Annotated in this window: 12 protein-coding genes; 4 read left to right on the plus strand and 8 right to left on the minus strand. The window is 65.0% G+C overall.

The window, feature by feature from the left end; translation table 11 throughout:
- Nucleotides 1-54: 54 nt before the first annotated feature.
- Both ACLN58_RS04430 and ACLN58_RS04435 read right to left on the minus strand, forming a co-directional pair.
- A complete protein-coding gene (locus tag ACLN58_RS04430) occupies nucleotides 55-429 on the minus strand; it encodes a DUF2304 domain-containing protein (protein WP_415854070.1) in 375 nt (124 codons plus the stop codon).
- Complete coding sequence (locus ACLN58_RS04435; RefSeq protein ID WP_415854071.1) at nucleotides 429-1,169, minus strand: glycosyltransferase family 2 protein; 741 nt, start codon at nucleotides 1,167-1,169, stop codon at nucleotides 429-431. The genes ACLN58_RS04430 and ACLN58_RS04435 overlap by 1 nt, the downstream gene beginning before the upstream one ends.
- 157 nt (nucleotides 1,170-1,326) lie before the next feature.
- Here ACLN58_RS04435 and ACLN58_RS04440 point away from each other — a divergent pair, with 157 nt between their 5' ends.
- Both ACLN58_RS04440 and ACLN58_RS04445 read left to right on the plus strand, forming a co-directional pair.
- Nucleotides 1,327-2,340 carry a polysaccharide biosynthesis protein gene (locus ACLN58_RS04440; RefSeq protein ID WP_415854072.1) on the plus strand — a complete coding sequence of 338 codons (1,014 nt, stop codon included), beginning with the start codon at nucleotides 1,327-1,329 and terminating at the stop codon, nucleotides 2,338-2,340.
- Between the two features lie 4 nt (nucleotides 2,341-2,344).
- Nucleotides 2,345-3,574 carry a glycosyltransferase family 4 protein gene (locus tag ACLN58_RS04445; RefSeq protein WP_415854073.1) on the plus strand — a complete coding sequence of 410 codons (1,230 nt, stop codon included), beginning with the start codon at nucleotides 2,345-2,347 and terminating at the stop codon, nucleotides 3,572-3,574.
- Between the two features lie 44 nt (nucleotides 3,575-3,618).
- Here ACLN58_RS04445 and ACLN58_RS04450 read toward each other — a convergent pair whose 3' ends face one another.
- From ACLN58_RS04450 to rfbA, 6 genes are all read right to left on the minus strand, one after another.
- On the minus strand, nucleotides 3,619-4,887 hold the full coding sequence (locus ACLN58_RS04450) for a lipopolysaccharide biosynthesis protein (protein WP_415854074.1): 1,269 nt from the start codon (nucleotides 4,885-4,887) through the stop codon (nucleotides 3,619-3,621).
- Between the two features lie 12 nt (nucleotides 4,888-4,899).
- Nucleotides 4,900-5,982, minus strand: a complete 1,083-nt coding sequence (locus tag ACLN58_RS04455; RefSeq protein ID WP_415854075.1) for a GDP-mannose 4,6-dehydratase — start codon at nucleotides 5,980-5,982, stop codon at nucleotides 4,900-4,902.
- The gene (locus ACLN58_RS04460) at nucleotides 5,898-6,881 is read right to left on the minus strand and encodes a GDP-mannose 4,6-dehydratase (protein WP_415854076.1); all 984 of its coding nucleotides are present in this window, start codon (nucleotides 6,879-6,881) and stop codon (nucleotides 5,898-5,900) included. The genes ACLN58_RS04455 and ACLN58_RS04460 overlap by 85 nt, the downstream gene beginning before the upstream one ends.
- Before the next feature lie 83 nt (nucleotides 6,882-6,964).
- A complete protein-coding gene (locus ACLN58_RS04465) occupies nucleotides 6,965-8,095 on the minus strand; it encodes a glycosyltransferase family 4 protein (protein WP_415854077.1) in 1,131 nt (376 codons plus the stop codon).
- A 44-nt stretch (nucleotides 8,096-8,139) separates the two neighbouring features.
- Nucleotides 8,140-9,687, minus strand: a complete 1,548-nt coding sequence (locus tag ACLN58_RS04470) for a GH25 family lysozyme (RefSeq protein ID WP_415854078.1) — start codon at nucleotides 9,685-9,687, stop codon at nucleotides 8,140-8,142.
- A gap of 380 nt (nucleotides 9,688-10,067) precedes the next feature.
- Nucleotides 10,068-10,961, minus strand: a complete 894-nt coding sequence (rfbA, locus tag ACLN58_RS04475; protein ID WP_415854079.1) for a glucose-1-phosphate thymidylyltransferase RfbA — start codon at nucleotides 10,959-10,961, stop codon at nucleotides 10,068-10,070.
- A gap of 54 nt (nucleotides 10,962-11,015) precedes the next feature.
- Between rfbA and rfbB the strand changes: the two genes are divergently transcribed.
- Nucleotides 11,016-12,011 carry a dTDP-glucose 4,6-dehydratase gene (gene rfbB, locus ACLN58_RS04480; RefSeq protein ID WP_415854080.1) on the plus strand — a complete coding sequence of 332 codons (996 nt, stop codon included), beginning with the start codon at nucleotides 11,016-11,018 and terminating at the stop codon, nucleotides 12,009-12,011.
- Nucleotides 12,008-13,420, plus strand: a complete 1,413-nt coding sequence (locus ACLN58_RS04485; protein ID WP_415854081.1) for a sugar nucleotide-binding protein — start codon at nucleotides 12,008-12,010, stop codon at nucleotides 13,418-13,420. Before rfbB ends, ACLN58_RS04485 begins: the two co-directional genes overlap by 4 nt.
- Nucleotides 13,421-13,444: the final 24 nt, after the last annotated feature.

Below are 13,444 nucleotides of genomic sequence, written 5' to 3' on the forward strand. Positions count from 1 at the left end.
CATGCAGAAGGCTCCGGGCAAAGCCCGGAGCCTTCTGCATATGCGTGCGCGTGCCTAGGCGTCTGTCGACTCTTCGACCGCCTGGAGCCGCCGTTCGACTCGTTCCACGGAGTTCCTGAGGATCGCGACCTCCTCGGCAAGCGTCCGGTTCTCGTCCTCGACAACCGAAAGCTCCCACGAGAGGTGGAGGCACACCCCAAGCAAGAGGATGATGCACAGGGCAAAGAGGAGGTTCGACGCCACCTGGACGCCGAGGATCCCGCTGACCCAGGACAGCAGTCCCGGGAAGCCCGCCAGGATCAGGGCGCACGCGCCGATGATGAGCCAGAGGGCCGCGTACTTTTCTCGGAACACCTTGCGTCGGAGAAGTTCGAGCACCACTCCCAGAATGATGAGCGCAAAGATGAACGCTGCGAAGTTGTTTCCCATCAAGCTCCCGCCTGGCCGATGTTGACTGTGGAACGTTTTCTCGTGAGTGCGAAGACAAGGGCCAGGACCGCCCGCAGCAGATACACTGCAGACTTCCAGGGATTATGGCTCGGCTGCCCGCCCTGTCGGGGCCGCATTTCGACCGGGACCTGAACTACCTTGCACCCCGAGCGGATTGCCACGACGAGCGAGTCAAGCGTGTCGCCGAGGTATTCGGCGGGGTAGTGGTCCAGATACTGGGCAACGGCCCGCCGGTTTCCGGCCCTGAAGCCGGACGTGACATCAGTCAACTTCACCTTGGCGATGCGCGAGACGACGAAGGCGAGAAACACCATGGCCCACCGCCGCGGGCCCGTCGCCCTGTAGTTGCCGCGCTCCGCAAAGCGGGCTCCGATCGAGATGTCCGCGTGGTCGAGACCCGCGATGACCGACTTGATGTCATCGGCGTTGTGCTGACCGTCTGCGTCGACCTGAATGACGGCGTCGTATCCATGGCGCTGCGCAAACTTGAAGCCTGCCCTCATGGCCCCGCCGACGCCCATGTTGAACGGAAGCCGCAGAACCTCGGCCCCCGCTCGCGATGCCTCGCGCGCCGTCGCGTCCGCTGAGCCGTCGTCGACAACGAGGACATCGAGTCCTTCGGGCTGGGCCAGCACTTCCGAAACCGTCGTCCCGACCGTAGCTTCTTCATTCCACGCGGGTATGATCACAAGGACGCGGCGATGCAGGGCAGTGGGCATAGCTGTGATTCTACCCGGAGCGGGCATAGGCCCCCGCACGCGTGGGCTTCGCGGCCGTGCCCTCAGGGCGCCACGGGTCAGGCTCCAAGGTGGGTGGCTGATATCATCGAACGGGCTCCGCCGGACGCACCCGGCCTGTTTCGATTGAGGAGACGCGTTGTTCAAGGATAAGACTCTGCTGATAACGGGCGGAACCGGCTCATTTGGAAATACGGTCCTAAAGCACTTCTTGCACACGGATATCGGCGAAATCCGAATCTTCTCGCGCGACGAGAAGAAGCAGGATGATATGCGCAAGGCCTTCAACAATGAGAAGCTGAAGTTCTACATCGGTGACGTCCGCAATCTGGAGTCCGTCCGCGAGGCGGTTCGCGGGGTCGATTTCATCTTCCATGCCGCCGCGCTCAAGCAGGTTCCGTCGTGTGAGTTCTTCCCCATGGAAGCCGTTCGGACGAACGTCCTCGGAACGGACAACGTGCTGACGGCCGCGATCGACGAGGGCGTCAGCCGGATCGTGTGCCTCTCGACGGACAAGGCTGCGTACCCCATCAACGCTATGGGTACGTCGAAAGCGATGATGGAGAAGGTCATCATCGCGAAGTCCCGCAACGTCGACCCGTCGAAGACGCTCATCGCGTGCACCCGCTACGGCAACGTCATGGCGTCGCGTGGCTCGGTCATTCCCCTCTTCGCCGAGCAGATCCGGGCCGGCAACCCGTTGACGGTTACCGACCCGAACATGACCCGCTTCCTCATGAACCTCGACGAGGCCGTTGAGCTCGTTCTGTTCGCGTTCGAGCACGCGAACCAAGGTGACCTCTTCGTCCAGAAGGCGGATGCGTCCACGGTGGGGGACCTGGCCCTGGCCATGAAGAAGCTCTTCCAGTCCGACGTCGAGGTGCAGGTTATCGGGACGCGTCACGGCGAGAAGGCGCACGAAACCCTTCTCACCCGCGAGGAACGCATCAAGGCCGAGGATCTTGGCGGCTACTTCCGCGTGCCCGCCGACGTCCGCGATCTGAACTACGGCAAGTTCGTGGAACGAGGTGAGCTCGTCTCGGAGAGCACCGAGGAGTACACGTCGCACAACACACGGCAGCTGACGGTCGACGAGGTCGTCGAGAAGGTCAAGACCACGGATTACATCCAGCAGTTGCTGGCCGGAGTGTAGGCGAGTGGCCTCAACGCCTCGAGTCCTGGTCGTCGGGCAGCATTTTTGGCCCGAAGGCTTCAGAATCAACGACATCTGCGACTACTTCGTAGAACAGGGCATGCGCGTCGAGGTCCTCTGCGGGCTTCCGAACTACCCGAAGGGGGAGTTCTTTCCCGGGTACTCGCTTCGCGGGCCGTATAAGCAGGAGCACCGCGGCATCAGGATCCACCGCGCGCCGGAGATCAAGCGTGGGAACAACTCGAACCTCAGGATCTTCCTGAACTACATGTCGTTCCCGGTCACGAGCCTGCTCCACCTGCCGCGCCTGCTGTTCCGCCGCTTCGACCGGATCTTCATCTACCAGCTCTCCCCGGTGATGATGGCCTGGGCCGGGATCGCGCTGGGACGCCTGACCCGCACCACGACGGTCATGTACGTCTTGGACCTTTGGCCAGAGAACCTCTTCTCGGTGCTGGACGTGAAGACTCCATGGCTGCGGAAGCTCGCGACGCGCGTGTCGCACTGGCACTACCGCAGGGTGGACAAGATCGTTGTCCTGTCGGAGCTCATGCGCGACCGGCTCGCGGAGATCACCGGCAAGCCGAAGGACGAGATCGAGGTCGTCCCGCAAGCCGCCGAGAAGTTCTATGAGGAGACCGTCCTCTCTCCGGAGCTCGAGGAGAGCCTCGGCGGCAAGTTCACCGCTGTCTTCACCGGCAATATCAGCCCGGCCCAGTCATTTGGCACGATCATCGATGCGGCGGAGCAGCTCGAGGCCGAGGGCCTGGACATCACGTGGCTGATCGTCGGCGACGGCATGAGCCGATCCGAGGTCGAGGAGCAGGTCAGGGCGCGGGGCCTCGAGCACGTGTTCCGCTTCGAGGGCTACCATCCCGCGACCGAGATGCCGAAGTATTTCGGGAGCGCCGCGGTCCTGATCGGCTGCCTCGTGAAGAGCGATCTCCTCGAGGCGACGGTTCCGGCCAAGGTGCTTTCCTACGTAGCCGGCGGGCGCCCGATGGTGCTCGCGATGGACGGCGAGGTCAAGCATCTCGTCGAGGATGAGGCCCGGTGCGGCTTTGTCGGCCCGGCCGGCGACTCCGCGGCATTCGCGGCGAACCTGCGAGCCGTCTACGAGCTGTCCGAAGCGGACCGGCAGGCCATGGGGGAGCGGGCCCGGGAGTACCACTTCGAGCACCTGGAACGGAACAAGGTTCTGGCCCGGCTCAGCCGGTTCATGCTGGGCGGCTGATTTTAGTCCAGCGACCGGAGAGACCGAGACCGTGCTCGACGCCGCTAGCTCTTCCGGCGCCGGGGGCCCAGGCTCAGCGCGTGGATGGCGGCGCCGCACAGCGGCCCCAACGTCAGGCTGAGGACCGTGCGGACATCCGGTCCGAGGGGGAGCAATAGCACGCCGATGCAGACGATGGTGGCGACGAGCCATCCACGCGAGAAGGCCGCGTGGTGGCCCAGCGAGATGACGACGGTGCCGAGAAGCGTCAGAATCGCCATGAGGACCGCGGCGAGGGTCAGGGCCGAGACGACCCACGGCGAGACGACGTAGGCGGAGCCGAAGAGCAGCATGATGGGCGGCCCGACGAACCACGCGAGCACCGTCCCGACGGCACCGATGAGGGAAACCCACAGGAGCGGCTTGCTGAGCGCGCGCCATCCGGAGTCGGGGTTGCGCACGACGTGAGCGATGGCGACTCCCTGAAACGCCTGCAGCGGAATCATGATCGGGGCTCTCGTGAGCGAGACAGCGAGCAGGAGCGGCGCAGTCAGCGCATAGTCTTGGGCCGACGTCGTCAGTTTGAGCAGGATCGGGAAGCCCACGACGAGCGCCGATGAGGACGCCGCCGAAAGCAGCGTGTGGCCGATGTTGGCGAGGAGAGCCGGGAGCGTGAGTGACGTGCGCATCCGGAGGGCGCTGCGGGCGCGTCGGGACGCCGCAAGAAGTGAAATCCAGGCCAGGAGCGAGGTCAGGCACGCGGCCTCGACCCCGCCCAAGGCCGCGCCGATGGCACCTGCGACGGCCACGCCGACAAGGCGCAGCGTCGCTTCGAGTGAGACGAGCTGGCCGAAGCGGTCCCATTGTCTCAGTCCTTGGAGGACCCCTGAGAGAGCCGAATGCAACGGGAAGACGAGCGCGGTGACTGTCAGACAGCCGACGGCGACCCACCCGTCCTTCCTGAAGACCACGGTGCCGAGGACGGGACTGAGGGCGAGGAGGATCACCGCCGAAGCTGCGCCGACGATCATCGCCGCAGAGCTGATTCGCGCCCCCGAACGCCTGACTGCGTCGCGGCTGACCGCGCTGACCGCGCGCGTGGCCTCGGTCTGGACGCCGCCGAGGAGGCCGTTGATGAAGAACAGGCCAGCCCAGAATGAGAGGAACTCGGCGTTGTCAGCCGGAGTCAGGACATGGCTCGCAATGAACATGATGACAACGCCGGCCACCGCGGCGACGCCCGAGGATACGCCGACCCACGCCGCCCCGCGCGGAGTAGAGTCGATTCCCTCGCCGTACGGTTCAAGCTCTTCTCTCGCGCTACCGGCTTTCAAGAATCCCTCTGATCACAGGTTGAGGCCTTGGTCGCCGTGCTCTTGCAGCCAGGCGAGATCGTGTTCGACCATCTTCCGCGCAACGTCTTCGAAGGAGGTGCTGGCCTTCCAGCCCAGCACACGGGCGATCTTGCTCGCATCGCCGCGCATGGTAGGCGCGTCGGCGGCTCGAGAGAATCTTGCGTCGATGCGCAGGTAGCGATCGATCTCGCCGAGGCCCGCCGAGGCAAACGCGGCCTCGGCGAATTCGCGGACGGAATGCGCAACGCCGGTCGCAATGACGAAGTCGTCCGGCTCTTCGGCACCAGCGATCGCTATCATCGCCTCGACGTAGTCGGGCGCCCAGCCGAAGTCGCGCTGGGCGTTGAGGTTTCCCAGTACCAGTTCAGTGCGAAGACCAAGCTTGATCGCCGCTGCGCCGAGGGTGATCTTGCGTGTGACGAACGACGGCGGGCGGCGCACCGATTCATGGTTGAAGAGGATTCCCGCCGAGGCTGCGAGGCCCTGCGAACGGAAAACGGCGACGGCAGCGTGCGCCATCGACTTGGCGACCCCGTAGGGGCTGATCGGGGCACGAGGAGTCGACTCGCTCTGTGGAGCCGACGCGGCACCGAAGATTTCGGCACTTGACGCCTGAAAGAAGCGCACGGCCTTGCCCTCCGAACGCTGCAGCTGGAGCGCGGCGTCCATAAGAGCGATAGGCGCCGCTCCCGTGACAAGCGCCGTGTCATAGGGCTCGTTCCAAGAGTATCCGACCGAGCTAATGCCGCCGAGGTTGTAGATGACGTCGGGGGCGGTCTCCCGCACTACCGCCGCGAGCCGGTCGGAGTTGGTGAGGTCTCCGACATGGATCGTGACGCCTTCGCCGGACCATGAATGGCCGGGACGAAGGAGGCCGTGGACGCTCCAACCGCGCTGCACCAGCGCTTCGGCGAGGTAGGATCCGTCCTGCCCAGAGATGCCCGTAACGAGGGCGACTCCCGGCGACCGTCCTTCGTTCCCGCGAGCCGTCATCGGGCCAGAGCGGATTGCTCCCGCAGGTCGGATTCGACCATCATGCCCACGAGCTCGTCGAATGAGACCTTCGGCTTCCATCCGAGGACGCGGCGAGCCTTCGAGGAATCGCCGATGAGCAGGTCGACTTCGGCGGGTCGCATGAATTGTGGATCCTGGCGGACGTAGGGTCGCCAGTCGGCGATGCCGGCCGCTCCGAAGGCCGCCCCGAGCAGATCCTCGATCGAGTGCGTCTCGCCCGTCGAGATGACGTAATCGTCGGCTTCGGGCTGCTGGAGCATGAGCCACATGGCCTCGACGTAGTCGCCAGCGAAGCCCCAGTCGCGCTTCGCGTCGAGGTTGCCGAGAACGAGCTCGTCCTGCAGGCCGAGCTTGATCCGGGCCACGGCCTGGGAGACCTTGCGGGTCACGAACTCGGGACCACGGCGCGGAGACTCGTGGTTGAAGAGGATGCCCGAGGACGCGTGCATGCCGTACGACTCGCGGTAGTTGATCGTCATGTAGTGGCCGTACACCTTGGCCACCCCGTAGGGCGAGCGCGGCCAAAGCAGGGTTTCCTCGCGCTGAGGAACTTCCTGGACCTTGCCGAACATCTCGGACGACGATGCCTGGTAGAAGCGCACCTTCGAGATGTCCTCCCCCGCATAGTGGCGGGTCGCCTCGAGCATGTTCAGCACACCCTTGCCGGTGACATCCGAGGTGACAGAGGCGTTCTCCCACGAGTAGGCGACGAAGGAGATCGCGCCCAGGTTGTAGACCTCGTCTGCGTTCGCAACGTCTAGGATCCGAACAAGCGATGAGACGTCCATGAGATCGCCCGTAAGGAGCTTGACCTCGGGCACGGTCTCGCGAACCAACTCGTACTTCGGATTGTTCTGGCCCCGGATCAGGCCGAAGACCTCGTACCCCTTGGACAGCAGGAGTTCTGAGAGGTACAGGCCGTCCTGGCCGGTAATGCCAGTGATGAGCGCACGAGGCATGGGGATCCTTACGAAGTGAGTAGATGCAGTGACACTATAGCGGGTTAGGCTGCGTCGACCCGGGCGGTGAAACGCGCCGCGAGTTAGCGGCCGGAAGCGAGGCGTCGATCACGTGCGGCGGCCGCGTAGGCGTAGGCCTCCTCATGTGCTTCGGCGCATGCTTCCCAGGTGAACTTCTTGATCCGTTCCAGGCCAAGACCCTGCAGCTCGCTTGAGCGGTTGATCGCCGCCACGATCGCGTCGGCGATCGCCTCGGGGGAGTAAGGGTCGAAGAGGACGGCGGCGTCGCCCACGACCTCTGGGAGAGCGCCCGCAGTCGAGCTGGCCACCGGGCACCCCGACGCCATCGCTTCGAGCGGCGGCAGCCCGAAACCCTCGTACAGACTTGGGAAGACGGTGCAGGCAGCACGTCGATACAGCTCGCGGAGCTCCGCGAGCGGCACCTGCCCGCGGATCTTGACGTTGCTGGGCACGTTCTCGAGCGAGTCGAGACCCCCGCCGGTGAGAACGAGCGTGAGGTGAGGATGGGTCTTCTCCAGAAGCCGCATCGCATCGAAGAGTCGGGCGTGGTTCTTGTGCGCCCAGCCGCGCGCGGGGTAGAGGATGACGTCGTCCCGGTCGCCGAGGTTCGGGGTGTAATCGTCGGCCTCGACGGCTAGGTGCGCAGTAAAGATCCTGTCCGCGGGCACGCCCAGGTGATCGATGATCGTCTGCTTGGCGAAGTCGCTGATCGTCACGACCGCATCCGCCGTCCGTGCGGTCCGCTCGTAGAAGAGACGGCGGTAGAGCTTCTCTGCGGACGAGAAGAGATGGGGGAGATCTCGGTGCTGCACGTCGCAGAGCGTCTGGACCACGGCCATCTCCTTGGCCGGCTTCGGAAGGGCGACCGCGAACGGCACATGGAAGACGTCGGCGCCTTCCATGAGGCGGCGCAGCTTCGAACCGAACGCGAAGCCGCGGGCGAGCGTGGTGAGCTTTCCCGCCGTCGTGCCCTGACCGTCGATGCTCTCGCACACGACCTCGGGGACGGTCGTCGCGAAGCCCTCCGCCTGACGCCCGACGTACGCCGTCGCCTCGATGGCGGGTCGGGACGGCAGGCCGCGGAGCAGGCCCCGGGCGTACGTCTCCCCGCCGCCCATGGTTCCGGGGACGAGGGTGAGCATCGAGATCGCGACTTTGAGCCGGCTTTCGCGAGCAGGGTCAGGCACAGTCATTCGTCCAGCGTATCCGTTCGGCGTGGAGGCTCCGGAATCGGGCGTCAGTTGAAGACGATGTTCACCTGTCGAGTCCAGTTGCTGTTGGTCAGCTGCCACGTGCTGCCCCGGACGATGCCGACCGTCGCGCCGCCGACGCCGTCCCAGTCACCCGTGACGGGGGTGTCCGTGCCCAGGCCATACGCGAACGCGTTGTCGAGGGATTGGCCGTTGTTGCTCAGATAGAACCACCCGTTGCGCCAGACGCCGACACCGAAGTTTCGTCCGCCGGTCCAATTGCCGGTCAGCGGGGTGTCCCCGGGGTTGCCGAACGGGAAGGCATACTTCACCCCTGGATAGGGATCCAAGGAGTTGGTGAGGTACCACATCCCATTGCGGACGACGCCGATCGTCGTGACCCCTGTGCCGTCCCAGTCGCCCGTGATCGGAGTATCCGTCGGGAGACCGTACGCGATGACTCGGTCCACAGAGAGGGTCGAGATGGAGTTCGTGAGCTGCCAGACGCCGTTGCGCACGATGCCCGGCGTATCGATGCCGTCACCGTTCCAGTCGCCCACGACCGGTTTATCGGTCGCGTTTCCATACCAGAAGCAATAGGGTCCGGCTGTGGGACGTTGGAGACACCATTGCCCGCCCTGCGTCCAGCCCGCATAGGCCTTGCCGTCCCCCCACCATCGGCCGCTGATCGGTGTGGCCCCCGCAGGCATACCGATGCCGGGCCGGTCCCAGGCGTTGACCATCATGGACAGCTGGGTGCCGTTCCCGTTCCAGATGTTGCTATCGCCGTCGAACGGTCCGGTCGAGCTGTACTGCCAGAAGCTGAACTGGCCCCAGCTCGCCGGGAGGGTCCCGGGGGTGTTGGACGGATTGTTGGGGTCGGGGTACGACGCGATCCACAGCGGGTAGTCGCTGAACGAGGAGTCGTTGAGGAGGCACCCCTTCCACCAGTCGGTGGTCGTGTAGATGACGGGGTAGCGTCCGGTCAGAGCGTGAACCGTGTCGCCGAACTGGTGGATCCAGGACGAGAGCTGCGCCGCGTTCATGCTGTAGCAGACGTTGCCCGGGTTCCAGCCGAGATCTGTCCTTCCGACGTACGGGTTGTATTCGATGTCCAGGACGGGTGGAAGCGTGATGCCGTCCGCGGTCCACTTGCCGCCGTTGGCCACGAAGTAGCGGGCCTGCTCATCGCCCGCGGACCAGTTCGGCATGGCGAAGTGATAGGCGCCGCGGACCATTCCGACGCTCTGGGAGCCCTGAATCTGCTGCCAGAACGTCGGGCTCGTGTAGTAGTCGCCCTCGCTGGCCTTCACGTAGGCGAAGCGGGACCCCATGCTCCACTGGGCCTGCCAGTTGATGCTCGACTGGTACGCGCTCACGTCCTGTCCCGGGATCCCGTATCCGGGCTGCCAGGTGCTCCGGGCGGCAGGGACCAGGGACGACGCCGCCATCCCTCGACCGATCGCGTTCGAGCCCTGTTTCGCGGCCTGGACTCTTTGCGAATGCTGGCCCATCTCGGCGCCGCCGAACCCGACCGACTGCCGCATCGCGTCCTTCTGCTGCTGCGACTTGGGGCTCTGCGGCGTGGAGTCCACCGAGGGCGACTGCGAGGGAGACGGGGATGGCGACGGCGAACTCGGGGCCGCCGGGGTGGCAGACTGCCTCGGCGAAGGCGAGGCAGAAGGGGACACCGCGGGCGTCGGCTGACTTGGCGCAGCGGCCGACGGCGTCACAATCGCCATCGAGAGCAGCGAGGCTGACGCAAGAACTCCAAGCATTCGCCTTGCGCGGATTTGAGGCGTATGGGTCTGCATGGCCCTTCTCCGGCGGCAGCACGAGCTCCCCCGGCACTCGTCTGCTCGCTGTGTTAGATCATTGCGTGGCCCTTGCGGGCAGTACCGGCGGGGACGGTCGCGGCAAGCCTAACACGCGTGGGGCGCGTGTGAATAGAGTGATTAGTGGTGCTGAATTATCCTCAGGTTCTGGCTGGTGACTCATTCACCGACGACGACTCGAGCAGGCCCAGGAGGTACTGTCCGTAGCCGCTTTTCACGAGGCTGGTTGCGCGTGCGCGAAGTTCATCATCGCTGAGGAATCCCTGGCGCCAGGCGATTTCCTCCGGCGCGCCGATTTTGAGTCCCTGACGATTTTCGACCGTGCGGATGAAGTTCGAGGCGTCGTTGAGATCGTTGAACGTCCCTGTGTCAAGCCAGGCCGTGCCGCGCGGAAGCACCTCGACGCGGAGCAAGCCCGCCTCGAGGTAGGTCCGGTTGACATCGGTAATCTCGAGTTCGCCGCGTGGTGAGGGCTTGAGCGTCTTCGCGATGCCGACCACATTATTGTCGTAGAAATAGAGCCCGGGGACCGCGAAGTTGCTCCTTGGCCGATCGGGCTTTTCTTCGAGCGACACGGCCCGGTTACCCTCGTCGAATTCTACGACGCCGTAGGATCGGGGGTCCCTCACCCAGTAGCCGAATATGGAGGCGCCGACCAGATCGTGGTGCCTTCGCAGTTGTCGGCCAAGGCCGGGCCCGTAAAAGATGTTGTCGCCAAGGACGAGAGCGACGGTGTCATTCCCCACAAAGTCCTCGCCGAGGAGGAAAGCCTGGGCGAGGCCGTCGGGCGAGGGCTGCGCGACGTAGCTGATAGAGATCCCGAATTGGCTGCCATCGCCCAGCAGGCGCTGAAAATTGACGGCGTCGTTCGGAGTTGTGATGACGAGGATATCTTGAATCCCCGCCAGAATAAGTGTCGACAACGGATAGTAGATCATGGGCTTGTCGAAGACCGGAACGAGCTGCTTGCTGACGCCGAGGGTGATGGGGTGCAGTCGAGATCCCGTGCCCCCAGCCAGGATGATGCCTTTCATGGGCCCAATACTTCACGGTTAGTGGGCCGCGTCGCAAGGCGATAGATTCGCGCTATGCGACTCCTTGTCACCGGCGGCGCCGGGTTCATCGGCTCGAACTTCGTCCACTACGTGCTGAGTCACACGGAGCATCACGTCACCGTCCTTGACAAGCTCACGTACGCCGGAAATCTCGAGTCGCTCAAGGGGCTCCCGGGCCAGCGGTTCAGGTTCGTCAAGGGCGACATCGCGGACGCCGCCCTCGTGGACGAACTCGTCGGCGAGGCGGACGCCGTCGTTCATTACGCGGCGGAGAGCCACAACGACAACTCGCTGCACGATCCGCACCCGTTCCTCGATACCAACATCATCGGGACGTTCACGCTCATCGAGGCGGCCCGCAAGCATGGCGTCCGGTTCCATCACATCTCGACAGACGAGGTCTACGGCGACCTCGAGCTCGACGATCCTGCGCGCTTCACGGAACAGACACCGTACAACCCGTCGAGCCCGTACTCCTCGACGAAGGCAGGCTCCGATCTCCTGGTGCGGGCGTGGGTACGCTCCTTCGGGCTCCAGGCCACGATCAGCAACTGCTCGAACAACTATGGCCCCTACCAGCACGTCGAGAAGTTCATCCCGCGCCAGATTACGAACGTGCTCGACGGCGTGCGCCCCAAGCTCTACGGCAAGGGCGAGAATGTGCGCGACTGGATTCACGCCGACGACCACTCCTCGGCAGTCCTGACCATCCTCGAAAACGGCCGCATCGGGGAGACCTACCTGATTGGGGCCGATGGCGAGAAGGACAACAAGTCGGTCGTCGAGCTCATCCTCAAGACCATGGGCCTCGCCGCCGACGCCTACGACCACGTCGTGGACCGCCCGGGCCACGACATGCGCTACGCGATCGACTCGACGAAGCTGCGCACGGAGCTCGGCTGGAAGCCGCAGTTCCAGGACTTCGAGGCCGGCCTCGAGGCGACGGTTGAGTGGTATCGAGACAACGAGGCCTGGTGGCGCCCGCAGAAGGCACAGACCGAGGCGAAGTACAAGGAGCAGGGGCAGTGACCGAGTTCTCGAAACCGCTTGCGGCGCACGAGACTCCGATCCCCGGCGTCGTCCTCTATGACCTGCCCGTCCACGGCGACAATCGCGGCTGGTTCAAGGAGAACTGGCAGCGCGAGAAGATGCTCGCGGTGGGCCTGCCCGACTTCGGTCCGGTCCAGAACAACATCTCCTTCAACGAGAAGGCGGGCACGACGCGCGGCATCCACGCGGAGCCGTGGGACAAGTACGTGTCGGTCGCGACCGGACGGATCTTCGGCGCGTGGGTCGACCTGCGCGAGGGGCCAACGTTCGGCGCAGTGTTCACCGCGGAGCTCGACCCGTCGAAGGCCATCTTCATTCCGCGCGGCGTAGGCAATGCCTTCCAGACGCTTGAGGACGGCACCGCGTACACCTACCTCGTTAACGACCACTGGTCGGCGGACGCCCAGAGCCAGTACACCTTCCTCAACCTCGCGGACGAGACGGCGGCGATCGCATGGCCCATCCCGCTCGAGGAGGCCGAGCTGTCTGGCAAGGATCGTGCCCACCCGCGCCTCGCCGACGTCGTCCCGATGGCCCCCCGTAAGACGCTCGTCCTCGGTGCAGACGGGCAGCTGGGCAAGGCGCTGCGCAGGGCGTACGAGGGCGACGCGAGCGTCGAGTTCGCGGCGCGCGCGGAGTTCGACCTCACCGATCCGGCCTCGTTCGAGAATCGGAACTGGAAGAACTACTCCACGATCATCAACGCGGCGGCGTACACGGCCGTGGACAAGGCCGAGACGCCCGAGGGGCGGCGCGCGGCGTGGGCCGTCAACGTGACGGCGGTCGCGCGGCTCGCGCGGGTGGCGGTAGACCACGGACTCACTCTCGTCAGCGTCTCAAGCGACTACGTCTTCGACGGCTCCGCCGACGTCCACGACGAGGCAGAGGGATTCTCGCCCCTCGGGGTCTACGGCCAAACCAAGGCCGCGGGAGACGCCGTCGTCTCCGTGGTTCCGCGGCACTACATCGTCCGCACCTCGTGGGTCATCGGCGAGGGCGCGAACTTCGTGCGCACCATGGCGAGCCTCGCAGACCGAGGCGTCAAGCCGTCCGTGGTCGACGATCAGATCGGCCGGCTCTCGTTCACCGAGGACATCGCGGCGGGGATCAGGCATCTCCTCGACACAGCGGCACCCTATGGCGTGTACAACCTCACGAATGACGGCGACCCCCAGTCCTGGGCGGACATCGCCAAGAGCGTGTACACGCTTTCGGGCCACGACGCGAGCGACGTGAGCGGGGTGAGCACGGAGGACTACTTCCGTGGAAAGGACGCGGCGCCCCGGCCCTTGCGCAGCGCGCTCGACCTCGCGAAGCTGCGCGCCACGGGGTTCGCAGTCGAGGCGTGGGACCGCCGGCTGCAGGCCTACGTCGCGGGCGACGGCTGACCTGCAGCTGCCGGTACCCTGGGG

Origin of the sequence: Sinomonas sp. G460-2 (genome assembly GCF_047759905.1) — a bacterium.
In the GTDB taxonomy this organism is placed as follows: Bacteria; Actinomycetota; Actinomycetes; order Actinomycetales; family Micrococcaceae; genus Sinomonas.